Annotated in this window: 24 protein-coding genes; 10 read left to right on the forward strand and 14 right to left on the reverse strand. The window is 52.0% G+C overall.

Annotated elements, in window-relative coordinates:
• Nucleotides 1–104: 104 nt before the first annotated feature.
• The 11 genes from BN1190_RS12280 to BN1190_RS12330 form a co-directional block, all read right to left on the reverse strand.
• Complete coding sequence (locus BN1190_RS12280; protein ID WP_338066439.1) at nucleotides 105–815, reverse strand: gamma-glutamyl-gamma-aminobutyrate hydrolase family protein; 711 nt, start codon at nucleotides 813–815, stop codon at nucleotides 105–107.
• A 123-nt stretch (nucleotides 816–938) separates the two neighbouring features.
• Nucleotides 939–1919 (reverse strand): winged-helix domain-containing protein, encoded by a 981-nt coding sequence (locus tag BN1190_RS12285; RefSeq protein ID WP_040287323.1) that lies wholly within the window; start codon nucleotides 1917–1919, stop codon nucleotides 939–941.
• A 1-nt stretch (nucleotide 1920) separates the two neighbouring features.
• Nucleotides 1921–2901, reverse strand: a complete 981-nt coding sequence (locus BN1190_RS12290; protein ID WP_040287324.1) for an ABC transporter ATP-binding protein — start codon at nucleotides 2899–2901, stop codon at nucleotides 1921–1923.
• Nucleotides 2867–3880: an ABC transporter ATP-binding protein gene (locus BN1190_RS12295; protein WP_040287325.1), complete on the reverse strand. Its 1014-nt coding sequence runs from the start codon at nucleotides 3878–3880 to the stop codon at nucleotides 2867–2869. The genes BN1190_RS12290 and BN1190_RS12295 overlap by 35 nt, the downstream gene beginning before the upstream one ends.
• 29 nt (nucleotides 3881–3909) lie before the next feature.
• Entirely contained in the window at nucleotides 3910–4812 is a 903-nt protein-coding gene (locus tag BN1190_RS12300) for an ABC transporter permease subunit (RefSeq protein ID WP_082023437.1), read from the reverse strand.
• A gap of 14 nt (nucleotides 4813–4826) precedes the next feature.
• On the reverse strand, nucleotides 4827–5747 hold the full coding sequence (gene gsiC, locus BN1190_RS12305; RefSeq protein ID WP_040287326.1) for a glutathione ABC transporter permease GsiC: 921 nt from the start codon (nucleotides 5745–5747) through the stop codon (nucleotides 4827–4829).
• A 62-nt stretch (nucleotides 5748–5809) separates the two neighbouring features.
• The gene (locus BN1190_RS12310) at nucleotides 5810–7405 is read right to left on the reverse strand and encodes a glutathione ABC transporter substrate-binding protein (RefSeq protein WP_040287327.1); all 1596 of its coding nucleotides are present in this window, start codon (nucleotides 7403–7405) and stop codon (nucleotides 5810–5812) included.
• Between the two features lie 22 nt (nucleotides 7406–7427).
• Complete coding sequence (locus BN1190_RS12315) at nucleotides 7428–8453, reverse strand: asparaginase (protein WP_040287328.1); 1026 nt, start codon at nucleotides 8451–8453, stop codon at nucleotides 7428–7430.
• Between the two features lie 186 nt (nucleotides 8454–8639).
• Nucleotides 8640–8897 (reverse strand): PepSY domain-containing protein, encoded by a 258-nt coding sequence (locus BN1190_RS12320; RefSeq protein WP_040287329.1) that lies wholly within the window; start codon nucleotides 8895–8897, stop codon nucleotides 8640–8642.
• A gap of 94 nt (nucleotides 8898–8991) precedes the next feature.
• Entirely contained in the window at nucleotides 8992–9264 is a 273-nt protein-coding gene (locus tag BN1190_RS12325) for a hypothetical protein (RefSeq protein WP_040287330.1), read from the reverse strand.
• A gap of 191 nt (nucleotides 9265–9455) precedes the next feature.
• Nucleotides 9456–10481 carry an acyltransferase gene (locus BN1190_RS12330; RefSeq protein ID WP_040287720.1) on the reverse strand — a complete coding sequence of 342 codons (1026 nt, stop codon included), beginning with the start codon at nucleotides 10479–10481 and terminating at the stop codon, nucleotides 9456–9458.
• Between the two features lie 134 nt (nucleotides 10482–10615).
• Between BN1190_RS12330 and BN1190_RS12335 the strand changes: the two genes are divergently transcribed.
• The 3 genes from BN1190_RS12335 (at nucleotide 10616) to BN1190_RS12345 (ending at nucleotide 11950) form a co-directional block, all read left to right on the forward strand.
• Complete coding sequence (locus BN1190_RS12335; RefSeq protein ID WP_040287331.1) at nucleotides 10616–11092, forward strand: VanZ family protein; 477 nt, start codon at nucleotides 10616–10618, stop codon at nucleotides 11090–11092.
• 37 nt (nucleotides 11093–11129) lie between these two features.
• Complete coding sequence (locus BN1190_RS12340) at nucleotides 11130–11348, forward strand: hypothetical protein (protein ID WP_040287332.1); 219 nt, start codon at nucleotides 11130–11132, stop codon at nucleotides 11346–11348.
• Between the two features lie 116 nt (nucleotides 11349–11464).
• Entirely contained in the window at nucleotides 11465–11950 is a 486-nt protein-coding gene (locus tag BN1190_RS12345; RefSeq protein WP_040287333.1) for a general stress protein, read from the forward strand.
• 100 nt (nucleotides 11951–12050) lie between these two features.
• Here the strand turns inward: BN1190_RS12345 and BN1190_RS12350 are convergent, their stop codons facing one another.
• Nucleotides 12051–14564: an S-layer homology domain-containing protein gene (locus tag BN1190_RS12350; RefSeq protein WP_052461850.1), complete on the reverse strand. Its 2514-nt coding sequence runs from the start codon at nucleotides 14562–14564 to the stop codon at nucleotides 12051–12053.
• Between the two features lie 322 nt (nucleotides 14565–14886).
• Nucleotides 14887–16611 (reverse strand): phospho-sugar mutase, encoded by a 1725-nt coding sequence (locus BN1190_RS12355; RefSeq protein ID WP_040287334.1) that lies wholly within the window; start codon nucleotides 16609–16611, stop codon nucleotides 14887–14889.
• A 193-nt stretch (nucleotides 16612–16804) separates the two neighbouring features.
• Here BN1190_RS12355 and BN1190_RS12360 point away from each other — a divergent pair, with 193 nt between their 5' ends.
• Genes BN1190_RS12360 through BN1190_RS12375 form a run of 4 tightly spaced genes read left to right on the forward strand, consistent with a single transcriptional unit; the run spans nucleotide 16805 to nucleotide 20140 of the window.
• Nucleotides 16805–17728 (forward strand): glycosyltransferase family 2 protein, encoded by a 924-nt coding sequence (locus BN1190_RS12360; protein WP_040287335.1) that lies wholly within the window; start codon nucleotides 16805–16807, stop codon nucleotides 17726–17728.
• 4 nt (nucleotides 17729–17732) lie between these two features.
• A complete protein-coding gene (locus tag BN1190_RS12365) occupies nucleotides 17733–19472 on the forward strand; it encodes a DUF6020 family protein (RefSeq protein WP_144036098.1) in 1740 nt (579 codons plus the stop codon).
• Complete coding sequence (locus BN1190_RS12370; RefSeq protein WP_040287336.1) at nucleotides 19465–19809, forward strand: DMT family transporter; 345 nt, start codon at nucleotides 19465–19467, stop codon at nucleotides 19807–19809. The genes BN1190_RS12365 and BN1190_RS12370 overlap by 8 nt, the downstream gene beginning before the upstream one ends.
• Nucleotides 19796–20140: an EamA family transporter gene (locus tag BN1190_RS12375; RefSeq protein ID WP_244898712.1), complete on the forward strand. Its 345-nt coding sequence runs from the start codon at nucleotides 19796–19798 to the stop codon at nucleotides 20138–20140. Before BN1190_RS12370 ends, BN1190_RS12375 begins: the two co-directional genes overlap by 14 nt.
• A gap of 67 nt (nucleotides 20141–20207) precedes the next feature.
• Here the strand turns inward: BN1190_RS12375 and galU are convergent, their stop codons facing one another.
• Entirely contained in the window at nucleotides 20208–21092 is an 885-nt protein-coding gene (galU, locus tag BN1190_RS12380) for a UTP--glucose-1-phosphate uridylyltransferase GalU (RefSeq protein ID WP_040287337.1), read from the reverse strand.
• A gap of 282 nt (nucleotides 21093–21374) precedes the next feature.
• On the opposite strand from galU, the gene BN1190_RS12385 reads away from it, so the two are divergent.
• The 3 genes from BN1190_RS12385 to BN1190_RS12395 all read left to right on the forward strand — a co-directional run bounded on the left by BN1190_RS12385 (nucleotide 21375) and on the right by BN1190_RS12395 (nucleotide 26760).
• Nucleotides 21375–21995, forward strand: a complete 621-nt coding sequence (locus BN1190_RS12385; protein ID WP_052461852.1) for an S-layer homology domain-containing protein — start codon at nucleotides 21375–21377, stop codon at nucleotides 21993–21995.
• A 282-nt stretch (nucleotides 21996–22277) separates the two neighbouring features.
• On the forward strand, nucleotides 22278–24800 hold the full coding sequence (locus tag BN1190_RS12390) for a phosphodiester glycosidase family protein (RefSeq protein WP_040287338.1): 2523 nt from the start codon (nucleotides 22278–22280) through the stop codon (nucleotides 24798–24800).
• A 106-nt stretch (nucleotides 24801–24906) separates the two neighbouring features.
• Nucleotides 24907–26760 (forward strand): LTA synthase family protein, encoded by a 1854-nt coding sequence (locus BN1190_RS12395; protein ID WP_052461853.1) that lies wholly within the window; start codon nucleotides 24907–24909, stop codon nucleotides 26758–26760.
• The last annotated feature ends 224 nt before the right edge of the window (nucleotides 26761–26984 follow it).

Raw genomic sequence — 26984 nt, forward strand, 5'->3', positions numbered from 1 at the left:
GAAACCGCCGGTGAGCCGTAATGGCCCATCGGCGGTTATTCTGTTACTAACCATCCATATTCATGTTAAGGAATGCGGAGTGCCCAATTTCACTACGCTGTAAATTACTTGCAGCAGGCCGATACGAATGCTTTAAATAACCTTTTGGAATAGATGTCACCTGCGCAAGCTGTATTTTCGGGATGCCACTGGACACCGACCGCAAATGCATGGATTTTGCTTTCAATTGCCTCGATAATCCCGTCACTTGCGGTACCTGTCACAGCCAGTGATTCTCCCACCTCCTTGACACTCTGATGATGGAACGAATTTACCAATATCGTCTGTGCTCCGAAAATCTGGGCAAGTCTGGAATCCGGCGTGACCGTGACTTTATGGGATAGGTGCTCTCTCGTCGCTTTCTGGGCATGCTGAAGCGGTACCCGATCCCTTTGCGAATAGATATCCTGGTACAGTGTCCCGCCTTGTACAACATTCAGCACTTGGTGACCGCGGCAGATACCGAGGACCGGTTTATCAGTTTCCAAGAACTTTCGGGCAAGCTCCAGCTCTTGCGCGTCCCGGCCTGGTGATATATCCCCAAGCATTCCATGTGGTTCTTCACCATAACATAGCGGATCTACGTCAAATCCGCCTGACAGCAGCAAGCCATCCAGCCGTTCAGCGAGCAGTTCAGGCTCTGTCTTCATTCCCATAGCGAGCAATACAGGAACCCCGCCTGCTTCTGTAATCGACTGGACGTACGCATGGTTCAGCATATAGCGGTATTCCAGGTCATTGTGGCAAGTAATGCCGATCAAAGGCTTCACGTCCATTTCCTCCTTTTCCGAAAGCCCCTCCGCTGATTGAATTGGCAAACACAGCACCGATCCCGTATTAGACGGCAGCAATTCAGCCAATCATCTGAAGTGAGCGTCACAGCTTCCCCGCATGCTCTTTCATGAATCTGCTATTTTAGGATCTCTGAAAAATTCGAGGAATGATTCACCTCTTTCCGAAATCCTTGTTCCTCCTCTTCCGATACGCGCGTTTATCAATTTTTCTTCCTGCATCGCTTCAAGGCGGACTCTCAGCTGCTGATCAGAAAGCCTGATCCCTCTTTCAGCAAGACGGTCCTTCACTTTTGCCCGGCCTAACAGTTCAAATGCATCCTTGCCATCTTTGTAGATTTCCAGGATCATCAGACTTTCATCCAAAAATCCGATACGTTCGATCTTTTCTTTTATCATTTCTATATCTTCAGCTGTGAATACGATTTTGGAGTTATTCCATGAATCAGGTTCGATGCCGCCTGATGGTTTCCTCTCCCGCTGTGTGCCCGTTTTGATTGCCTTATGGGCTATCGTGACTTGAGATTTAAAGTACCGGTTCATCAGCACCAGTTCCGGAATTGGACTGCCAAGCTCCATAGCAATTTGTTTGACTGTCCTGTAATCCAGCGTTCTTGGGCCGATGTCGATGACATTCTCGAACACCGCCGGCACCAGTTCGGATTCGCCCGGCGTAACAATCCAGTCCACATTCGCCGGTATTGCGCCAGAAGGGTCGTACGTTCGATAACTATGTTCATAAAAGATATGCTTCAGTGATTCGACGGTTTCCTCTGAATGTTCCATCGTATCGTTGATAATCAAGATCTGCTGGCCATTCGGCAGCTCTGTCAATTTCTCGGCTGCGGCAATATTGACCTCCCGGTTCGCCACGATCACTTTACATGATTCAGGGATGAATGGGGATGTGATTCCTCTGAGTACTTCTTTGGAAAGAACAACCAGATCCCCTGCTGCTGCCGTCTCCATTGTCAGTTGCTGCAGGGTAATCGGAAAGAGCTCCATTTTATCGCCAAATATATCAAACAGCTGATAGGCTACGATGTCTAAGTATTCTTTTTGAATGGAGATAATATGAAGTTTCTGCATGTTATATTTTCTCAAGCTCCTCAGCATAGTGGCAGGCCACATAATGTTCCGGATGCAGTTCGCGGAATTCCGGTACTTTCAGTTTACACATATCCTGGGCATACGGACAGCGTGTATGGAAGGTGCAGCCTGATGGAGGATTCGCCGGACTCGGTATATCGCCTTTCAAGATGATCCGTTCTCGTCTTATAGTAGGATCCGGGATGGGAACAGCGCTCAAAAGAGCCTTCGTATACGGATGGAGAGGTTTCTCAAAAAGTGCATCACGGCTCGCCAATTCCACCATACGCCCCAGATACATGACACCCACCCGGTCGGAAATATGCTCCACTACACTTAAGTCGTGAGCGATGAATACATACGTCAGTCCGAACTCTTCCTGCAGATCCTTCATCAAGTTCAATACTTGCGACTGAATGGAGACGTCCAGTGCGGATACCGGTTCGTCTGCAATAATCAGTTTCGGATTCACTGCAAGTGCTCGTGCTATGCCGATCCGCTGCCGCTGCCCGCCGCTGAATTCATGGGGATACCGGTCTGCATGATAACGGCTGAGCCCAACAGTTTCCAAGAGTTCCGTCACCCGCTGGCTTCGGTTCTCTTTGTGGAAGTTATGGACAATCAGCGGTTCTTCCAGAATTTCTTTTATAGTGAGCCTTGGGTTAAGCGAAGCATATGGGTCCTGGAACACCATCTGGAATTCTTTCCTCAAGGGACGTATTTGGTCGTCCGTCATATTGGTTATATCCTGACCTTCAAACAGCACTTTCCCTTCTGTTATATCCAGCAGTTTCATGATCATGCGGCCTGTTGTGGATTTTCCGCATCCGCTTTCCCCTACGATACTGAGTGTCTCGCCTTTGTTAACAGTGAACGAAACGCCGTCCACTGCTTTGACGAACTCTTTTTTCCGGCTGAACAGCCGCGATGGGAGCGGAAAGTATTTTTTAACGTTCTGTACTTCCAACAAGGTCTGGTTCATCTGTCGGCACCTCCTCATGCAGCCAGCAGCGTACGGAATGATTAGTTGTCACTTTGTCCAAGGTCGGCTCCTTCTCCCAGCAAATATCCATGGCATACGGGCATCTTGGTGCAAACTTGCACCCCATCGGCATGTGTGATGGGATTGGGACGTTACCCGGAATGGACTGCAGCCGGTTCACACGCTCCCCGATTTTAGGGATGGATTCCAAGAGTCCCTGCGTGTATGGATGCTTCGGATTGGTGAAGATCGTAACGACATCACTTTCTTCCACTGCCCTGCCGCCGTACATAACGACCACCCTGTCACACATTTCCGCAACAACCCCAAGGTCGTGGGTGATAAGGAGAATCGCCGTATCTGTTGTCTTGGTCAGACTTTTCATCAGTTCCAGAATCTGTGCTTGGATTGTGACATCCAAGGCGGTCGTCGGCTCATCGGCGATCAGCACTTTCGGATTGCAGGCCATGGCCATGGCAATCATGACACGCTGCCGCATCCCTCCTGACAGCTGGTGGGGAAATTCATGGACAATCTTTTCCGGTCTTGAAATCCCGACGGCTTTCAGCATTTGGACCGCACGTTCCCTGGCCGCTTTTTTGGAGACCTTCATGTGCAGGATGATGGACTCTTCCAGCTGCCTGCCGATTTTGTAAACCGGATTAAGAGATGTCATCGGTTCCTGGAAAATCATCGCAATATCATTCCCGCGGATCTTTCTCATCTCCCGTTCACTAATCTTGGTCAGGTCTGTTCCTTCGTACAGGATTTCCCCTCCGGCAATTTGTCCCGGAGTGTCTTTCAGCAGCCTCATGATAGACAGGGAGGTTACACTTTTTCCGCTTCCCGATTCGCCGACTATTCCAAGCGTTTCACCCTTGCCGACTTCAAAAGACACACCATCAACAGCTTTTACAGTTCCCTCATCGCTCTTGAAATGCGTCTGCAAATTCTTTACCTGCAGTACTTTTTCCTTCATTAGCAGTTTCCTCCTCACGCATAGAGTGATCACTCTTTGATCTTCGGATCGAGCGCATCCCTTAGACCGTCACCAAGTAGATTGAATGCGAGAACGGTCACGAAAATAGCGAGCCCTGGAAAAATCGTCACGTGAGGAGCCATATTCAGGTAGTCGCGTCCCCCACTCAGCATTGCTCCCCATTCAGGTGAAGGGGGCTGCGCGCCCAGTCCTAGGAAACTAAGACTTGCTGCTGTCAAGATGGCAGAGCCGATCCGCATCGTGAAATAGACGATGATACTGGATACTGTTCCGGGAAAGATATGCTTCCAGATAATCCGATTTGGTTTTGTTCCGATAGATTTTGTTGCTTCAATGTATAACGTGGACTTCACTGCAAGTGTCGAACTTCGCACAATACGTGCGAACATCGGCACGCTGAATATAGCGACCGCTATGATTACGTTGCCTAGGCCCGGGCCGAGAATAGCAATGATTCCTATCGCCAGCAGAATTCCGGGAAACGCAAGGAGCACATCACAAATCCTCATGATAATTGAATCTATCCTCTTTCCATAGTATCCTGCCACGATACCGAGGAACGTGCCTCCGATTGCACCAAGAAGCACCGATGTGAGACCGACATACAGGGAAATCTGCGTTCCCGCCAGCACCCGGCTGAAGATGTCCCTCCCATAGGCATCGGTCCCTGCCCAATGCTGGGCAGACGGACCGGACAGTACATTCTCATAATCCGGTTCTGTAATATCGTAAGGCGTGATGAAAGGACCGACAAACGCGATAATAATGAGGAAAATCACAAAGAAAAACGACAGGAAAGCCAATTTCTGCTTCTTGAACTTCCTCCAAAACTCAGAAAAAGGTGTTTTGGATGGGATATTTTCAAGCGTCTGCTGATAGTACGCTTCCTTGTTCGATAACTTGACATCTATCACAAAGCACCCTCCTATTCATAGCGGATTTGCGGATTCAAAACGCCATACAGCAAATCGACCACCAGATTGATCAGGATGAACTCCAAGGCAAAGATCAGCATTTCAGCCTGGATCACCGGATAGTCACGATATGCGACGGAGTCGATCAGCAATTTGCCGAGCCCCGGCCAGCTGAACACAGATTCGATGACGACGGAACCACCTAAAAGAAATCCGAACTGCAGTCCTGTCATCGTCACCACGGGAATCAGCGCATTCCGTAATCCATGCCCCCATGTGATTTTTCTTTCATTCAATCCTTTCGAACGCCCGGTACGGATATAGTCCTCTTTCAATACGTCCATCAGCGAGGACCGCGTAAACCTCGCGACCACCGCAGCCACTCCTGTTCCGAGTGTGAATGCGGGAAGAATATAACTCTTCCACGACTCCATCCCGCCGCTTGGAAGCCAGCCGAGTGTAACTGCGAACAGCTGGATCAGCATCAGACCGAGCCAGAAAGAAGGCAGTGACAATCCTGATACAGCACCGAACATACCAAGATAATCCTGCCACTTATTGCGTTTGGTGGCAGAAACCACGCCGATGAACAGTCCGACTGCAACTGCCCATAACATACTCCATACGGTCAGCCAGAAAGTGGGCATGAATCGTTCACCAATTTCATAACTGACGGATCGGTTCGTTTTGAGGGAGTTTCCGAAATCACCTTTGAAAAGGTTTTTCATATAGGTGAAATATTGTTCAGTGACCGGTTTATCGAGTCCGAGTTCTTTCCGCACCATTTCCACATCTTCGATCGTCGCATCTTCCCCCGCCACGAGTCTTGCCGGATCGCCGGGTATCATATGTACAAACAAGAAGATGAAAATCGAAACCAGAATGAGTATCGGGATGACTTGCAATAATCGTTTACCAAGAAACCGCAGCATGTACAGACCTCCCTTTTAGATAAAGAAGGAGCGCTGAGCATCAGCGCCCCCCGTATCCATCCTTACTCGATCTCAGCCTCAGAGACGCTCAAAGAGCCATCTGGAAGCAGGTATACACCCTTCAGATAATTTTTCTTGCCGGCAAGCGTATTGTCCGCTGACAGGAACACCCACGGAGCATCATCCCAAATAAGTTTTTGGACATCTTCATATGCTTTTGCCCGGTCATCTTCGTTCGCTGTTTGCAGGCCTGCACTGATGAGCTTATTCACTTCATCATTATCATAGTACGAAACATTATAGGACTTCGGAGGGAAGGCATCTTCTCCACCGACAAGCGGACGGATTCCCCAATCGGCATCACCTGTCGATGGCGACCAGCCGCCATAGTACAGCTCAAGTTCCGCATCATCCGCATTTTGGACAGACCAGATCTTGTCTGACAGCGTACCTGATTCCATCGGTACCACTTCCACATCGAAGCCGACAGCTGCCAGCTGCTGCTGAAGGAATTCCATAGCTTTCACTGTGCTGGAGCTATTGCCGCCCCACAGTTTCGCTTTCATACCTTCTTTAACGCCCGCTTCCTTCAGAAGCTCTTTCGCTTTCTCAAGGTTAAAGTCATACAGCTCCTGCTTCGAGTAGAATTGGACATCAGGCGCGATGACCGAATCCAGCTTTTCGCCCTGTCCGTTCATGACGACTTTGATGAAAGCATCTTTGTCGATAGCGTAGTTCAGAGCCTGTCTGACTTTTATGTCATTGTATGGCTCCTTCATTGTGTTCATCGCCATATAGCGGACGACGATGGACGGCTTGCTTTCAACTTCGATACCGTTTTTCCCGTTTACCCCTTCCACCTGCTCTGTCGGTACAGGATAGATGAAATCGGCTTCTCCTGTCTGCAGCATGGCAATCCGTGAACCGTTTTCGGAAACGGGCTTGAATGTAATTGCATCGACCTTCGGATATCCTTCGTTCCAATAATCCGTATTCTTTTCGATCTTCAGCCCTTCGCTCGGTTTCCACTCGACAAACTTGAAAGGCCCGGTCCCTACTGGATGCTTGCCGACGTCCTTTCCATACTCTTCAAGAGCCTTCGGACTGTGGATCAGTGCAGCCGGGTGAGCAAATGTATTGATCATGGCACCAAATGGTTCAGACAGTGTGAATTTAACTTCGTAATCACTGATTACCTCAGTGGATTGGATCAAAGCAAACAGACTGTGACGCTTCAATCCGCTATCCGGATCCGCCAATCTGTCGAAATTGACTTTGACAGCTTCGGCGTTGAAAGGAGTCCCATCATGAAACTTTACATTCTCACGCAATTTGAATGTAAACTCCGTAGCTTCATCATTCGCATCATACTCCTCGGCCAGCAGCGGAATTACATTCATGTTTTCATCGAAGCCAAGAAGCCCTTCCATCATGGTCTTCTCTGCTGAGTTGGACAAAGTGTCATTCGTATCGTGAGGATCCAGCGTCGTGAAGTTATCCGCAACTGCGATCACCAGGTCATTCCCTTCTTTGACAGCCTTCTTGCCGTCCCCCCCACTTCCTTCCGCGCTTCCCTCTTTGCCGGAATCGCTGCATCCAGCAAGCACAAGCAGCAATATCAGAGCAAATGCGGACAACCAGCCATACGTCTTTTTCATCTTCTTCTCCCCTTTTGGTTTCTTATGATAAAGTGCATGTTGCCTTTTTCAATTTGAAAGCGGGTTCCAAATGCCCGATGACTTCTTCACGCGCATTCCGCAGTTCAGGGTGATGATAGGATGCCAGTTTCTCTTCCTGCTGTTCCGTCAGTAATCCTAATTGCTTCAGTACTTCAACTGCTGCAGGATAGGCAGCACGTCCATTGCCGTCTTCAATTTTGATGGCAATTCCGATACCGCTTTCAAGATCGCCTATACAGTAGACGCCTTCAGCACCAGCTTTACCGAACATCCTGCCGCCCATCACTTTCATGAAATCTGTACAGAATCGGTCGGTCCCCCCAACCATTTCAGGCACTGCCATCATAGAAGAAGTAATCGTTTCAATCGCCTGCTTCCGCTTTTCAGGAAAGGTGTCCGGTTTCGACATTTTTGCAAAACATAACGCCAGACGATCGAGAGGAATTCCATGGACCGGAACACCGCACCCGTCAATTCCGATTTCAATCTCACTGACCGGCACCTCTGAAAGATCGCTGATCACTTCAAGGATCCGCTGCTGTACGGGATGCTCCAGAACATAATAATCCTCGGTAGACTCTCCCATATATTTGGCGGTGGTCAGCATACCGCTATGTTTTCCTGAACAGTTGTTATACACAGGTGTTATAGGGGTCTCAGACTTGATCACTTGCTCGTAAGTGTCTTTCCATCTAGGCGGGTGGGTGCCGCATTTCAGATCCTCTACCTCAAGATCGAGTCTGCCCAGAATATCCTTCACTCTGGATGTGTGCTGTTCTTCGCCATTGTGGGAAGCACAGGCGAGCGAAATATCTGCCGCACTTAACTGATAGTAGTCAGCAGCTCCGGTTTCAATAAGAGGAATCGTCTGAAGCGGTTTCATAGAAGAACGGGCAAATGTCGCCCGCTCTGGATCGCCGCAGCTATAAAGCAGATTTCCGTTCGGATCCACCACGGCAATGTGGCCGTCGTGTGCGCTCTCCTGATACCCTCCTCTTTCTGCAATGACTAATCGATCTGCAGTCAAATTACCACTCTCCCAAAATTCAATATTTTCTAATATTTTATTACACAATCAATCTCATTACAACCCCTTAATTGAAGTTTTTGAACTTTTGTATAATAGGGTTTTAATAAGTTACTTCACGTGGATTAATGTAATTAACTAAAAAAGCCGCCGATGAACAGTTATTGCTCATCGGCGACTAGTATATCAGTCAGGTTTCACACGCAGCACACGCCCGGTATTGGCGTCCACTTCCACTTCGAATTTGTGGCCATCTGCAGTCCGGATTTCCACTTCGTAGATCAATGTGCCGTGTTCATATTCCAATTCCGCTTTCACGACCTGCCCAGGCACCTGCTGCAGTGCGGCAGACATGGCCTGCTCCATCGAAATCCTCCGGTATTGCGGGTTCTGCCAGTGGTTCGCCCAGTATGGATTCGGTTCCGCCCAGTTCTGGTTTGTCATGCTATCTCCTCCAATTCGCCTGTTCCCTGACAGTGTATGCGGGCTTAAAGGAAATGTGAGACAGGAAGACGGCATACCGGTGAGAACCGTGCGGCTAATTTGGTGACGGTTCGTTTTTGTGATCGTCAAGGTAATTCAGAAATTCGATATAGTATGCCATAGCCCGGGGATAGTGATTTTGCCCGTTTTTATAGATCCTGTCGATCTGTTCCAGCATCCCATCCGTGATTTCCCGTTCCTCTGAATAGATCCCGTGCCGTTTCAAGTTATGCAGCCGGTTGTCGTACTGCTCTGCCGACACGTCGGATAACGGGCGGACGCCGGGTTTTAATTCGTGCCTAGTTTTAAGATAGTCGATGAATTTCATCCATTGTGCTCCTCTATGGTTTATGGACGCGTCTTTTCTTTCGAATAAAACAGAACAAAACCTATCTGCCTCGCAGATAGGTTCGTTATCCTATTCCAGCGCTCAGGTAGTTTCTACCCACCTCAAGGAAACTATAAACATAGGAAAACTTCAGATTTGAAGGGTGCCTGCTGCATGTACAGCACAATCACTTACGGTATCATCCCCCTGAGTACAGGCACTTTCTTGATGATATAGACGAGAATCGTGCTGATTGCAACGACAAGCACCGTCTTATACGGGATTCCGATTGCCGGGTGAAGATTGAACCAGACGAAATCGAACTTCTCATGGAGCGTCTGCATGACGAGGACATGGATCAGGTAAATGCCGAAGCTCGCTTCACTGATCACTTTGCCGACCCAGGGCAGCGGCGTCCTGCCGACTGCCGTGTACTTGAACAGGACGAACAGGGCTATCGTGATCAGGAAGACGTTCGGTGAGTGCTCGTCATACCAGAAGTACTCGAGCGGGTCATCACTCGAAACCGATCCTCGGTACGTCATGAAGAATGTGATCAGCCAGCCGGCCAGTCCGCCGGCATAGATGAGTTTCCGGACGGCGGGACGCAGATCATAGGTGAATAGATAATAGCCGAGCATGTAATACCCGACGTAATGCGAGACGAAGAAGAGTTCGATTTCAATCCGGTAGCCGACCATGTACGTCATCCAGTGCATGATGACGGAAGCGATCAGCCAGAGAATCAGGAAATATTCGATATCCGTCCTCTTTGCATTCCGGACAAGCACCTTGAGCAGCGGTGTGATGAGATAGAGTCCGGCAATCATGTAAAGGAACCAGAGATGATACATGATATCCCCCGTCGCGAGCCTCTCCACAAAATCGGACATGGAAAAGCTGTATGCCCCTTTACGGACTTCATTGGCATAATAGATCACACTCCAGATCAGCAGCGGAATGACGATCTTGCCCATCCGTTTCTTCAGGAACTCGGCTGTCGGGATCTCCCTGCGGCTGCTGAGCATCAGTGCCCCGCTGATCATGACGAACATCGGCACGGCCCATCTGCTGAGGGATTCGTAGAAGTTCCCGGCCATCCAGGGACTTGTATAATTTTGCGAGCGGTCCGTCACGACACCTGCCGAGACATGGATGACAACAACTGCAACTGCCGCCAGAATACGCAGCCAGTCGAAATAGAGTAGCCGTTTCATCGTGTTTCCCCGTTTCAATGGTTGAAGTAGTTGCTCCTCCTATTCCCTTTCCGGCCTGTTTGCTAACTTGGCAGATTCAGGCGGACGGCCCGGAAGTGTCTGCAAAGAATCAGCAATTATGGTATACTCGCACCATGAAAAAACTTGTCGCCATACTCCTCATCGGTATTATTGCCGGTCTCTTCATCTCTTCCAGCCAGACCTACGACCAGCAGACCATCGTTCCGGATCTCGAACGCCTGCTGCCGGACCGGCCTTTGGAAGAACCGCTCGCAAAGCTCGAAATTCCTTATTGGGGGAAAACCATCTCCGTGGAAGAGCGCGGGTATTATTACTTTCTCGAGTTCCTGATCCGCAAGGCGGCGCACTTCTTCACATTCGGCGCATTGGCTGCCGTCCTGTATTGGCTGCTGCCGAAGATGCGTCTCCGTTTCTTCCTGGCGCTGCTGCTGTCGTTCGCTGCCGCCTCTGCGGATGAATTCCATCAGTCACTGACAGGCGGCAGGACCGCCACCTGGCAGGATGTCGCGCTCGATCTGTCGGGCGCAATCGTCTTCCTGACCGTGATCCGGCTGTTCACACCGCGCAGAACACGCCGGACCACATGCTGAAAACGCCATGGAATCCCTGTAGAAAGGATGCTGACGTATGCAGGAGTACAAGATCACCTATTTCTTCGATGAGGACCATTACATCCGCCGGTTTGTCCATTATGACAATGCCGAGGATGTCGTGGCGCTGCTCGCAAGCGAACGCGACCGGTACATTTCGTTCTGGGACAGCCGGGGGATCTACCATGAACTGAATACAGCCAATGTCCGGGTCACCCAGTTTTCCGAATACCATCGGGATCAGCTGGCAGACTGACGGAATCCAGAATGTCCATCCATTGCCAGATGGGCATCTTTTTTCAATTTGTTTCAAGTCTTCCGAGAAAGGGCAAGGACTCAGTATGAGAGACCGACGAATGGAGGAACTGATAGATGAACAGAGAATTCGCAGGTATATTTGAAAGTGAGACGGAATTACTCGAAAAAATCAATGAACTTCACCGCATGGGGATTGCAGAGGAAAATATGTATGTCGTCACGAAGGACAAGGAGGATGTGTCCATTGTCCGCGGCCGCACAGATGCGGAAATCCAGGAAACCGAAGCCTCTTGGTGGGACCGGTTCACGTCATTCTTGAGTGACGAGCAGCCAGCGCGCAAAGCGCTGCACCGCATGGACCTGACCGAAGACGAAGCCGACCGCTACATTGCAGCGGTTGAAAATGGCTCGTTCCTGTTATACGTTGACAAAGGCGACTTCTGGGATATGGCCGACCACGATGCCGGCAATCTGACCGAGGACATCGGCAAGCGGATGGACACCGGTGAAATTCTGCCGGAGCATAATGATGCGGCGGAACAGGAGAAGTTCCTCGATGATGCACGGGTGGAGCATCAGAATGCGAAGTATAAGTTGTAAGAAGAAAAAAAGTGGGCCGGCTCTGAGTTGACAGAGCCGGCCCGCTTTTTTTGTTATTGTTTTACCAGTGTGTTTTAAGCAGGATATTCATCGCTACACATTATCGTGATCTTTTCACTGTAGCACCTGTAGTGAGTGTATTTCCTACTCCATCAGTCAGTTTGTTGCCAGCTGCAGGCTGGATAGTAATTGTTTGTGCTAACTCTTCTTCAGAGAAACCGCCAGTCACTACCGCAGTAGCTTTAGTTTTATCTTTAGAATTTAGCGTTGTTTCGACTTTCTTAGCGACAGTCTTATCGCCTGCCAAAATCTCCATATTGATTGGCGATCCTGTAACGGCCTCGGAGAATGTTAGATCGATTGTGCCGTTAACGGTCATGACTGTTGACTCGATCACAGGTGCAACATTTTCTTTAAATTCTACTTTCTCAGTTATAGGCTCCATTGATTTCGTTGAACCTTCAGCCTTAATATTGCTGATTTTCACGAATCTGTCACCAGTGTCTGCAATCGAACCAGATGCTAATTGCAGTACAGCCGTTTGTGTAACTGCCTTACCTTTACCTTTAACAACTTCGTTAAGAGTTACGCTTTGCACAGCTACTCCATTGATCGAATAGTTCGCTGTGTTTAGTGCAGTGCTTCCGTCTACTTTCTTATCAAACGTAACGTTCACTTTTGTGTTGTCAACTGCGTCTTGCTCGATTTTTGTGACTTTCACCAGTTCAGCATTCTCGGCTGCAGCATCTTTACCTCGTGTGAACGTTACATCTTTTGCAGCTGCGTCTACGTCATAAGCTGATGCCAGGTTTTCGAATGAGAGATTGACATTATATTTTGCGCCTTCTGAATCGGCATCATTTAATAGAGTACCCAATTCCACAACTACTTTAGCAGCGTCATCTTCAACTTTTGCTACAACCGCAGATTTATTTACATTCTGCGTAACTCCGTCTGTACGAAGATATGTTCCGGCAATTTTCACTTTTGAATCCTCTGAGACATTTACTTTTTTGTCGAAAGTGATTTCCAGCAATTCTTTGTCGCCGTCTTTGTCTTTGATGACCTTAGTTGAAGTCACTTCAGGCGCAGCAGTGTCTTTTGTGAATGTGATAAGGCGTGATGATTCTGCGCCTGTTTCTCCACTTAAATCAGTGTAGTTGTTAACTGTGACAGTTAGAGATCCATCGAGCACTTCATTGGTAGTTACTACATATTTCAATGGGTTCGAAGCGTCTTTTTCGACAGTCTTCACAGTACCCCCCGACAGATTAATTTCAGGCTTGCCTGCTAGCTGCTCCGAGAATTCCACAGTGAATTCTTTAGCGCCTGTCTGTGCGATGTTACCTACTGTCGGCGGTGTGCCGTCCTTTTCACCTTTAGTGAATGTGGCAGTTGCCGAATTAGCAGCAATGGTGTTGTCCGCCATATCTTTCGCATTTGCAAATTCCACGTTCACCTTCTTGCCAGCGTCCATGCCAGAAGGCAACGTGAAGAGCACTTCACTGTCACCAGAATTGAAAGAGTTGTCTATATTGTCATCACCGTATACTGTGCCGTTTTCATTAGTATAACGAAGTGTTCCGAGATCTTTCATAGGTTCAGAGAAGACAACATTGTATTGGGAGGCGTTTACTTTGTCGACAGATACGACCGTCGGTGCCTTTTCATCTTTAGCAATGGTAACGATTTCCTGATACTTCTCGATATCTTTGTTATCCATTGTTTTCAATCCGTTAGCAATAACAGTGTATTTGCCTTCCAGGGCATTCTTTGTCTGTACAGTCAGTGTTTTACCGTCAGTCGAGAGCATCCCTGTCAGTTCGCCTGTTTCATTGGCATTGCCCACACGTGACATCGTGAACACGCCATCCTTGAACTCTCCAGTTTTTGCGTTAGCAAAGAGGGTTGCCGGGTTGACAGCGTCTGTGAATTTCACTTGGACTTGTGTTGCGCTGACAGCTTCGACGCCTTCGACTTTGAGTTCAGGAGCCGGAGTTTCGTCGCGTGTTTCGAGTTTGTACAGGAAGATGGCCAGTTCGCCGCGTGTGATTGAATCGACAGTGCCGAAGCGGTTTGCTGTTTTCCCGTTCGTGATATTGTTGTCGACCAGTGCTGCGACCGCATCTTTGTAGCGCGGTGCTACGTCGCTGAAGCTAACGTTCGCTGCATCGCCTTCGATGCCATATGCTTTCGACAGCATGATTGCCGCTTCACCGCGTGTGATCGGAGAGTTTGCGCCAAATGATGTCGTTGTCTTCCCGTTCGCGATGCCTTTCGCTTTCAATGCATTCACATATTTCACTGCGCGTGATGGGACATCCGAGAAGCCTGATGCCGGTGCGCTTTCGATTTCTTCTGTTGTCAGTGTCGCTTTTGCGAGGAGAACCGCCACGTCTACACGTTTGATGCTCTGCTGTGTGCCGAACTGTGTGTCACTGATCCCTTGTGTGATGTTGTTTTCAGACAGGAAGGTGACAGCCTCTTTGTAACGGTCGCCTACGTCCGTGAATTTCATATCTTGTGCGAATGCTGCCGGCACGACTGCGGACGCAACGAGTGTCGCTGTCGCTGCGCTTGCAACGAATTTCGAATAGTTAGTAGTTTTTTTCATAATGAAATATCTTCCTTTCTTAGCGGAACTTCGATTCTATCCCCTCAAAAGAAGAATAGGAATCTATTATACGACACTACCCTCTAAATGCATACAGGTAAACATTACGGGTACATGTCAATATTTCCAGACTCGTAACTCCCCTGAAATATAGTTTCATATTTTCATACATATAAAAACTTCTAATTCACAGAAAATAACATCTAGGAATGCTATATACGGACAAAAATACCTCCTTCTGTTTCCATAAAGAAAAACCGCAGGGAGCCGGTGTGCATACGCCCGGTCCATACGGTTTTCATCCAACACAGCAGTTGCCGATTCACTTGCGCCGTTCCTCTGTGAGCGCCGCCATGGCAATCTCGAGTGCGTCCCGCTTTTTTACGGCTTCCATGCCCGTTTCTGCACAGACGCCAATATAGAACTTGCATTTCGGTTCGGTGCCGGACGGCCTGATGCAGCACCAGGACCCATCGGCGAGCTGGAATTTCAGGACATTCGCCCGCGGCAGTCCGGTCGTTGTTTCGGCTCCGTCGGCGTTCCGGATGATACCTGTCTCGTAATCCTCGACAGCTGCCACCTGCTGTCCCGCAATCTCTTCCGGCGGATCGGCACGGAACGAATCCATCAGCCTGGCAATCGTCTCCGTCCCTTCTTTTCCCGGAACGGTGATGGATTGCAGCCCTTCCCGGTAATAGCCGACTTCCTTATAGAGGGCCTGCAGTTCCGCATGCAAAGAACTGCCGAGGCTCTTGTAGTAGGCTGCCGCTTCCGCAGCGAGGACTGCGGCCTGGACGGCATCCTTGTCCCGGACGAAATCGGCCGCCAGATAGCCGTAGCTTTCTTCGTAGCCGAACAGGAATTCATACTCCCCGGAGTCCGCATATTCTTCGATCTTCTCGGAAATGTACTTGAAGCCGGTCAGCGTGTCTTCCGTCTTCACTCCATATCGTGCTGCAATCTCTTTTCCCATCTCGGATGTCACGATCGTCTTCAGCAGCAGTCCGTTGTCCGGCAGCGTGCCCGCCTGCTTTCGCTGTTCAAGCAGATAGCGCAGCAGCAGTGCGCCGAGCTGGTTCCCTGTCAGAAGATCATAGCCGCCGGTCGGCAGGGCGATGGCTGCGCCGAGACGGTCGGCGTCAGGATCCGTTGCCAGCAGCAGATCCGCGTCCTCTTTCGCGCCGAGCTGGATGGCAAGCCGGAATGCCTCCTTTTCTTCAGGATTCGGATATGGCACTGTCGAAAAGTCGGGATCCGGCTGTTCCTGTTCCGGCACGACTGTGACCTGTGTATAGCCGAAGTTCTCAAGCGCCTGCTGGACCGGCACGCTGCCTGTCCCATGGATCGGTGTATAGACGATCTTGACATCGTCCCGCGGAAAATCGCCGTATTTCAGGCGCTTCAGCTGCTTCTGGTACGTTTCATCGATCCCTTCGGCGAGGATTGTCATCAGCCCTCCGGCTTTCAGCTCATCCTCATCGAGTACCGGGATCGCAAACAGATCATCGATTTCTCCCATATAAGCAACGATCGCATCCGCTTTCTCCGGAGGCAGCTGCCCTCCGTCTTCCCCGTACACTTTGAAGCCGTTGTACTCTTTCGGATTGTGGCTCGCTGTGATGACTACGCCGCTGAATGCGTCCAGTTCGCGGATCGCATACGACAGCTGCGGCGTCGGCCGCGGCTCGGCGAATACGAATGTGCGGATGCCGTGCGCTCCGAGCACCCGCGCAGTTTCCACCGCGAATCCCTTTGACTGGTGGCGTGTGTCGTACGCGATGGCAGCCCCGCGATGCTTCGCTGCCGGTCCGTATTGCCCGATCATCCGGGCAAGCCCTTCTGCAACCCGTCGGATCGTATGGATGTTCATCCGGTTCGTGCCGGCTCCGAGCATGCCCCGCATGCCCCCTGTGCCGAACTCGAGCCAGCGGTAGAACCGTTCGGTGATCTCACTCTCGTTCCCTGCAATCGCTTCCAAATCGGACGTCAGCTGTTCTTCCAATCCGGCATTCTTCCATTGTTCGTATGCTGTCATGATGTCTGTCATCGCAGTTTCTCTCCTTATCAGCCGGCTTGCAGCCAGTTTCAGCCATTCTACCCCAAGTATACGATGATGCCGTGCGGACAGCAAAGGATTCAAAGCGCCGCTCTCTGCTGCCGGAACGGCGGGCGGCACTGTATTAACCGGCCGGTTCATGGTAAAATGCACACTAAGCTACAACGAATAAAGGAGAGCACATATGGAAATTGCAGTTTTAGTCCCCTGTTACAACGAAGAGCAGACGATCGGCAATGTCATTGATGACTTCAGGCGTGAATTGCCGGACGCGACAATCTATGTCTATGACAACAACTCTTCGGACCGTACATCCGAGGTAGCGAGAGCGCATGGGGCAGTCGTCCGCTTCGAGCCGCGCCAGGGAAAGGGCAACGTCGTCCGGTCCATGTTCCGCGATATCGAAGCAGACTACTATATCATGGTCGACGGTGACGATACATACCCGGCGGAATTCGTGCACGAGATCCTGGCACCTCTTGAAACAGGCGAAGCCAACCTGGTGATCGGCGACCGCCTGTCGAACGGCACGTATTTCGATGAAAACAAACGGAAATTCCACGGATTCGGCAACAACCTTGTGAAAGGCCTCATCAATAAGCTGTACAAAAGCAACATTACGGACATCATGACCGGCTACCGCGGGTTCGACCGGCTGTTCGTCAAGTCGATGCCGGTGACAAGCCCGGGATTCGAAATCGAGACCGAGATGTCCATCCATGCACTCGATAACCGGTTCCTCATCAAAGAGGTGCCGATCGATTACCGGGATCGGCCCGAGGGCAGCGAGTCAAAACTGAATACGGTCACGGACGGATTGAAAGTTCTGCGTATGATCTTCACTTTATTCAAAGATTACAAGCCACTGCTGTTCTTCTCCGTGTGGGCGGCTGTCTTCCTCGTGCTCGGACTCGCTGCCGGCACGCCGGTCATCGTGGAATTCATCCAGACGGGGTTCATCGCCAAAGTGCCTTCCGCCATACTCGCTGTCGGCTTCGTGATGCTTGCGATGCTGTCGTTCGCATGCGGGCTGATCCTCGATACTGTCGCGGGCACGCACCGCAAAAATTATGAACTGCAGCTGAACCGCATTGCGGAAAGACGGTGAGCGCATGCCCATGAAGATTGTGCGCTGGGCTGTGATCGTTCTGCTCGGCCTGTATCTCGGCGGCTCGATGATCTTCTTCTTCACACCGATCCGGAATACGCCTGTATGGGCGATCCTGCTCGTATCCGCAGCCATGGCGGTGTTCGTCTGGCTCGCCCTCCGGTTCTGGCCGATGCTTCGGGCGATGACGCGCGCCAAACGGATCAGCTACATTCTATTCGGCATACTGTTCCCGCTTTACATCGCCGCGAGCATCCGCGGGGAGCAGCCGTTCCTGACCGATAACCATATCGTCGTCATCCTGGCCGTCTGGCTCGGTGTCACGCTCGGGGTGCTGGCCATTGTTACTGCCATCATTTACGGAGCGCTTTCCGTGCGGCTGCAGCCGAAGGGTCAGCGGGTTTCCGTCTGGAAAGTGTTGCTGTATGCCCTCCCCACCCTGCTCGTCTCCGCCTATTTCCTGGCAGCTTTCTATCCGGGTGCGATGACGCCGGATTCACTGGCGCAATGGGATCAGGCGCTGACACACAAATATACGGACTGGCATCCGGTTGTCCATACGATGCTTCTGAGCGTTCTGCTGTCCATCTGGAAGTCGCCTGCCATCGTCGCGATCTTCCAGATCCTTCTGATCAGTGCGGCTGCCGGTGTCACCGGCCGCGCGCTGGAGGAAGCCCGGGTGCCGAAATGGGCGATCTGGCTCGTGCTGATCGTTTTCGCGATCAGTCCGGTCCATGCGATCTCTTCCATCACCCTCTGGAAAGATGTCGCTTACAGTGCCGCCCTGTTCCTGTTCTCGATCCTCATGTTCAAGATCGTGCGGACGGGCGGACGGGTGCTCGCCGGATGGCCGTTCCTCGCCCTGTACGCGCTGACCGGCTTCATGGTGATGTTTTTCCGTCATAACGGCTTCCCGGTATTCCTGATCGTGACGGCCTTCATCCTCATCATGTATCGGCCGTACTGGCTCAAGCTGTTCCCGGTGGCAGCTGTGATGGTGCTCATCTATCAGATTGTCGTCCATCCCGTCTATACGAAACTTGAAGTCCATCCGTCCGACCCGCAGGAGATGCTGAGCATCCCGACACAGCAGATCGCGGCCATCGTGACGGAAGGCGGGGACATCACGGACAAACAGAGGGACTACGTCAACCGGATCTTCCCGATCGACAAGTGGCATGAGAAATACAACCCGTACAGCGTCGACTCCATCAAGTTCTCGTGGGGCGACTACAACCGGTTCACGATCTATGACGACTGGGGCCGGTACGGGCGGACGTATCTCCAGCTCGTGAAACAGAATCCGGAGATCGCAGCGGGCGCGCTGTTCAGACAGACATCGCTCGTCTGGCAGATCAACCAGCCGGAAGACGGGTATACGAGCAAATACGTGACGCATATCTACCGGAATAACGAGTATGGGCTCGTCAACCCTGTGCTGAATGAAGAACGCCGTCTCCATGCGTACAATTATCTGAAAGACGCGGATGAGTCCATCCCGTTCCTGTGGCGCCCGGCCTTCTATACAGCACTTGCCCTGCTGTTCACGTATATCGCCTACTTGCGCAACAACTGGCGTGCATGGCTGCTGCTGCTGCCGGTCGCATTGAATACGGGAGCCGTGTTTGTCGGCATCCCGGCACAGGATTTCCGGTACTTGCTGGCCAATTCGATGATCATGCTGCCATTCCTGCTGATCAGCCTCGTGCCATTTGAACCGATGGAGGTGACTGACGATGACTGAGACCCGCACGACTTCACCGATCGGCATCGTACTGATGATTGCAGCCGCGTTCAGCACAGCGAGCGGACAGTTTTTCTGGAAACTCGCTGCCGGCGGCGGACTGTTCGACTGGCACTTGTGGGCCGGATTCGTGCTGTACGGTCTCGGCGCTGTCCTGATGACCGTCGCCTTCCGTTTCGGCCGGCTGTCCGTGCTCCATCCGCTGCTGACGGTCGGCTACGTGATCGCCCTCATCTACGGTGTCGCCTTCCTGGATGAACCGCTCAGCCTTCCGCTGCTGGCCGGCACGGTCCTCATCCTGGCCGGCGTCTGGCTCGTAGGGGGTGACAGTCATTAACTGGCTGCTTGCATTGATGCTGCTCGTCATGACATGGTGCGGCGCTTTCGGAGGCTATTTCCTGAAACTCGCGTCCGGCACCGATCTGAAGTTTGAACGTCCGGCGCTGATCCGCCGTCTGATCATCGGGCTGCTCAGTTACGGCGCAGGCGCTGTGCTCAATATTTTCGCACTGCGCTATATGGCATACACGATCGTATTCCCGCTGACGTCGATCACGTACATCTGGACGTTCATCCTGTCCTATGTGCTGCTCGGCGAACCGATCACGAAGCGCAAGATTGCAGGTGTCGTGCTTATCATGGCCGGCGCCGTCTGTCTCGTGCTGTAGGAATGAAGAAACCGCATGGTATCAGGGGAGTGATCCTGACACCATGCGGTTTTTCTATTGCAGCTTATTATTCCGTTTTCGCTTTGTAGTCTGCAAGCAGCCGTTCCATCAGGTCGAGGACGTCCGACTTCAGATCATCCCGTTCCAGTGCGAACGTCATCGTCGTTTCGATGAAACCGAGCTTCTCTCCGACGTCGAACCGGCGCCCTTCGAACGCATACCCATAGACATCCTGCTGCGTGTTCAGTTTTTCGATCGCATCGGTCAGCTGGATCTCGCCGCCTTTGCCGATCTGTTTTTCATCCAGAATGTTGAAGATTTCCGGCGTCAGCACATAGCGCCCGACAATCGCGAAGTCGGATGGCGCTTCGTCCTGGCTCGGTTTCTCGACGAAATTGCGGACTTGCATGAGGCGGGAATCCGTCGTGACCGGGTCGATGACGCCGTACCGATGGATGTCTTCGTGCGGCACTTCCTTGACGCCGATGATGCTCGAACCGGTCGCTTCGTACTGCTCGATCAGCTGTTTGAGCGCCGGCTTGTCACTGCGGATGATGTCGTCGCCGAGCAGCACACCGAACGGCTCGTCACCGATGAAGTTCCGCGCGCACCAGATGGCATGTCCGAGGCCGAGCGGCTCTTTCTGGCGGATATAATGGATGTCGACCGCCGCGGATTCTTTGACCTTTTCCAGCAGATCATATTTTTCCTTCTGCATGAGGTTCTCTTCCAGCTCGAGTGCATTGTCGAAATGGTCCTCGATCGCCCGTTTGCCTTTCCCTGTTACGATGATGATGTCCTCGATACCCGATTCGATCGCTTCCTCGACGATGTACTGGATGGTCGGCATATCGACGATCGGCAGCATCTCCTTCGGCATCGCTTTGGTCGCCGGCAGGAACCGGGTGCCGAGCCCTGCCGCCGGGATGATCACTTTCTTGACTGGTTTCATGGGATCCTCTCCTGTCCTTCTTCAATAGATGCAGTATAGCACAGAACGCCGGCCGGCATGCCTGATCAGCCGGCCGGCCTGCGGTGAATTGTGTCAGGCTGCCGATATATTCGGCGATTTGTCCGATACGACGCGCCAAGTGTCCGATATCTCCGGTGATCTGTCCGATACACCTCCGCCAGCAGCCGGCGGATCGGACCCATGATTCCTTTGCCCCTTTGCACAGCCGGCAAAAACTAGTAAACTGGGGCAAAGCGACAGATTCAAAGGAGGAACACTGATTTGAAAAAAGAACTGTTTACCGCTGCGGCAGCCGGCATGCTTGCATTCACACTGCAGGCGTCCGTTTCACTCGCCGCCTTCACCGATGTCGGGTCCCGCTATAAAACTGAAGTCGACTACCTCGTCAGCCACAATTATGCCCAAGGTGTCAGCAGCACCTCATTCGGGACAAACCTGTCCATCAAACGGATCGATGCAGCTGTCATGGTCGCAAAAGCGCTCGGCTTCAGCGAATCGAGCACTCTGCCCGATGCCGGGTTCACTGACGTGCCGAAAAACCGGGCATGGGCTGTCAATGCATTGGCAGCCCGCGGTGTCATTTCCGGGAAGACTAAGACACAATTCGGCACGTCCGATACGATGACGCGTAACGAAATGGCGAAGGTCATCGCATCCGCATACGACCTGAAATTGTCGGTCGCCCCTCTCCCGTTCAGCGATGTGAATACGCGATTCGCCCCTTATGTCGGCGCACTCGTGGAAAACGGGATCACACAAGGGAAGTCGCCGTCCAAGTTCGGCGCAACAGACCCGATCACACGCGGAGAATTCGCGATTTTCATCTATAAAGTCGAGGGGCTTTCGAAAATCGAGCCGCCCGAAGTGGAAGAAGTATCCTGAGTAACCTTACAAAAAATAAGCCGGAAGACATACTTGCTCTCACTTGAAAAAAAGTTATCGAATGTGTTTGTGTTCTCTTGAAAGTGTGGTAAGATAGTAAGTGTAGGTAAACCCTGTTTTATCGAATATAGCACGAATTGTTGAGGCCGAAAAAAAGCCTGGAGACCCCCTGTGTCTCCAGGCTTTTTTATGTTTTCCACTGGTTTAGATTGGAAGTCCTATTCCCTTATCCGACCAATTTCACGTATACTTGACGCATACCAACAAGTAAGGAGTTTTTCCATGTCATTCAAACGCACCCTGCTGTCGGGCATTGCGGCCGTCGCACTGTTCAGCTCTGCCCTGCTGCCAGCGGCGGACGCGGCGTCCGTGTCACAAGGGGTCTATCACACGAAGCAGGCAGTCAAGGTCAACGGCTATCCACAGACCATCAACCAGCTGAATGTTAATATGGCCAAGCCATACACCACCGTCGAGATCGGTCTGAACAACCCATTCCACAAACTGGCCACGGTCAACTCACTCGCCACCGCCCACACGCAGATCAACCATCATGTCGTCGGGGCAGTCAATGCATCCCTGTTCCATTTCAAGAACGGCTATCCGAGTTACCTGCTTATGAACGATGGCATCATCCAGCATATCGGCGCGGTATCCACCAACTATAATGATTTCATGAAGACACCAGCTGCGTTCGGCGTGACGAACGGCAACCGGGGGAAAATCGGGAAATTCACCTTGTCTCCGACAATCGAACATAACGGCAAGTCTGTCACCATGACGTCTTTCAATCGGGTACGAAATGATAATGAAAGCATCCTCTTCACATCGACCTGGCCGTATGCGACTACCCGGACGAACGGAACCGGTCTCGAAGTCGTCGTGACGACAACCAAGTCAGTCGAAGGCGGCTTTGCGCTCGGTGAGAAAGTGACCGGTACCGTCACCGCCATCCGTCCGCACGGCGAAAAGGACCCTGCTGCAGTCCCGGCAAATGGAAAAGGGTATGTCCTCTCCGCGCAAGGGACGGAAGCGGCCAAGATCCGGGATATCAAGATGGGCGATAAAGTATCCATCGCCTACTCGGTCGATGATACCTGGAAAGATGCACGGTACATGCTCGCCTCAGGCCCGCTCCTCGTCCAGAACGGAAAAGTCGATATGACCATCGATCCGAATAGCCTGAAGGCGAAACAGCGCACAGCCCGCACGGCAGTCGCAACCGACAAGACCGGCCAGTATGTCTACCTCGTCACAGCCGATTCGGGAGTACGCGGCAAGAGTTCCGGCATGACGATGGCGGAGTTCGCCAACCACTTGGTTTCGATCGGCGCCTATAACGCCTTGAACCTGGATGGCGGCGGTTCGACGACGATGGTGACCCGGAAACCGGGCAACGTCTATCCGACGCTTGCCAACCGTCCGTCCGGCTCCATCGATCGTTCCGTCAGCGCCATCCTGGAAGCGGTCAGTACGGCACCGTATGACAAAGCGGCCACGATGACTGCAAGCCAGGCGGAACCCGGACAAGTCGGCATCGGCGCATCCGTCGGGTTCAAAGTGAACGCAGCACTCGATCAATATTTAAACGTCGTCCGCAGCATTGATCAGAAAAAAGTGGAACTTCTCGCTGTCTCGAACGGCATCGGCCGAATTGAGAACAACCGGTTCATCGGCGAAAAAGCCGGCAAAGGCTCTGTCAGAGTAGGCTATGAGAATGCTGTGACGGATGTCCCCGTGACAGTTACGGATTCCATCGATGACATCGACCTGTCGCCGTCCGTCCTCATGCTCGGGACTGGAGAATCGATCGAACTGAAAGCGTCCGGCAAGTCGAAGGACCAGGCCGTCATCTTCAATCCGGACGCCATTTCCCTGATGGCTTCCGGCGGCATCGGCACACTGGATGGGAAGGTATTCACAGCAGGGGCGAAAGAAGGCACCGGAACCATCACCGCCACATACGGACGTACGAAAAAAACCGTACAGGTGACAGTGACCGATCAGCCTGTCTCGCTCAGCTCGTTTGAATCGGACTCAGGTCTCAAGGCGACCGGCATTCGTGCCGAAGCTTCACTTGCTGCCGAAAAGTCGATCCAGGCCCGTGATGGCAAAGCGTCCGTACGCCTGAACTACGATTTCACCGCCAATAAGGAGGGCATCTCCGCCGCCTATCTGAACTTCACTGGCGGCTTGCCTCTCGCATCCAGGCCGAAGGAACTCGGCGTCTGGGTCTATGGCGACGGCAATAAGCACTGGCTCCGCGGCTCGCTCCGGGACGGTAATGGCAAGGAAACCGTCGTCAACTTCACCGCTGAAGACGGACAGGACTGGACAGGATGGAAGTACGTCACAGCCGCCATCCCTGCATCCGCTCCGGCTCCGCTGACACTCGATAAGATCTACCTGGCGGAACGGTCATCGGCGAAGAAGGACAAAGGGTTCCTGCTGTTCGATCAGCTGCAGGCACGGTATTCATCCAAGCCGCATCAGGAACGCGCCTTCCAGCCGTCCGCTTCCGCACGGGCAGAACGTCAGGATAAGACATTCACCGTGAAATTCACCCAGGCGATGGACCCGGCCTATCTGACAGACCGATATGTTTATTTGGAAGATGAATTCGGTGCACGCCAGACGGTTACCGTCACCCCAGCCGCTTCGGATGCGCGCAAAGTGACCATCCAGGCGCCGGCAGCCGGCTATGCGAAAAGCAAAAACTACCGTCTTGTCGTCACCCACTTTGCGAAGAACAAGCAAGGGGTCACCATGGTGAAAGACAGCATCACCGAATTCAAAGTGAACTGACCGAGCCCTGCAGCTTCCCGGCTGCAGGGTTTTCATCTGCCGGAAAGCGCCTTTCTGCCAACATATGCTACAATAGGGGAATGAAATTGTCCGGAGGTGCCTACCTGTGAAACTGAAATTCGATAGTAAGTCGTTCCTCGCAATGGGGTTCACCGTCATCTGGTTCCCGCTTCTCGTGATCGCAGTTGAAACGTTCCTGCTCGGTTCCTTCGAAGAAGCGACGGTGTGGGCACAGGAGCGGACGACCGCCTACCTGCTCAACGTCCTCATCGTCTATGCCCTGTTCCTGCTGCTGATGGGGATCATCAACCGGTTCGTCATCAGTTTTCTGCTGGCGAACATTATCGCCATCCTGCTGGCGGTATTCAGCTACTTCAAGTTCAGTTTTCTCGGAGAGAACCTGTATCCGTGGGATCTGCTGCTGTATAACAATGTACTCAACCTGCTGCCGAACATTTACAAGCAGGCGAATGTCGGCGTGGCGCTTGCCGGCATTGTCGTCGTGCTGCTTATGCTGATCGGTCTCTTCATCTATATGCTGAAGAGGCGGCCGAAGCCGATCATGCGCCTGCCGTGGTGGGTGCGGCTTGTATTCACTGCACTCGGCGCCGTCTGCCTGGCAGCGTTCGTCTTCTACCGGACATTCCCCGGCATGGACCAGCTCATGAAGGAAGCTGCTATGTCGAACATCACGTTCAACCAGGAACGGAATTACAAGCAGAACGGCTTCTACGGCGCCTTCATGCTCAATATGCAGAGTGCCATCGTCCTGGCGCCGAGCGGCTACAGTAAGTCCTCCATCGAATCGATTGTTGCGGATCTGAAGAGGACGGCGGCGGACCTGCCCGCTGAATCAGGCAGGAAACCGAACATCATCTTCGTCATGAGCGAGTCGTTCTGGGATCCCACATTGCTGGAGAAGATCCAGTTCGTTCCTGATCCGATGCCGTTCATCCGCGATCATCAGACCGGCTGGCTGCTGTCCCCGACGTTCGGCGGCGGTACAAGCAATGTCGAGTTCGAAGTGCTCACCGGCTTCTCGAACAATTTCCTGCCTGTCGGATCCGTTCCGTACCAGCAGTATGTGAAAGAAGACCAGCCCGCGGCCATGCCGAACTACTTGAAAGGCCTCGGCTACAATACACTTGCGATCCATCCCTATGCGAAGTGGTTCTGGAACCGCGAGACCGTCTACCAGCATTTCGGGTTCGATGAATTCCTCGATGACAAATCGTTCAAGGATCCGATCTACAAGGGTCCGTTCATCTCCGATGAGCAGGTGACGAAGACGATCATCGAGCGGACGGAACAGTCGGATGATCCGATGTTCATTTATGCTGTGACGATGCAGAACCATACCGGCTATGCGGAGGATAAATATGACAAGTTCGATGTGAAGACGACAGTCCCTGAAGGTATCGATGATGTCTACAACATTCTGCTGCGCTCCTATACGCAGGGCGTGTACGATGCCGACAAGGCGCTCGAGGAGCTGCTCGAGCATTTCAAGGATTCGGATGAACCGACCGTCGTCGCCTTCTTCGGAGACCACCTGCCGGCCATCGGTCAGGATTACCGTCTGTATAAAGTCGCTGATTTCGTTCCGCGGGGCGCCGGTGAAAGTCAATGGGGGCTTGAGGATTTCGAGAAGACCCGGTCGACACCGCTCCTGCTGTGGAATAACTTTGACGCGCCGATCCCGGACATCGATCACTTGAGTCCGAACCAGCTCGGCCCGGCCGTGTTCGACATGGCGGGAATCCGGAAGCCGCTCTATTACGGCCTGCTCGAGCAGTTCAGGGACAAGCTCCCTGCGTTCACCCGTGAGCTGAAGATCGACGCTGACGGCGGCCTCCATCGGGACACGCCGGATAAGGCGAAGAAACTGAGCAAAGAGTATCAGCTGCTGCAGTATGACCTGCTGTTCGGCAAACGGTACGGTGAAGATGCTGTTAAGTGAATCGGAAAAGCCGCTGCGCACCTGGAAATCCAGGGTGCAGCGGCTTTTTTGGATGGGAAGCATCAGCTGATCGGTGACTCGGCTCGAGGTTTATGAGCGCTATTTGGGTTTTATGATCACTTTTGAGGATTTATGATCACTTCTCTGGGTTTATGATCACTTCTCCGGTTTTATGATCACTTTCAGGTTTTTATGATCACTTCCAGAAATTTATGATCACATTC

The organism is Sporosarcina koreensis (assembly GCF_000826145.2).
Taxonomy (GTDB): domain Bacteria; phylum Bacillota; class Bacilli; order Bacillales_A; family Planococcaceae; genus Sporosarcina; species Sporosarcina trichiuri.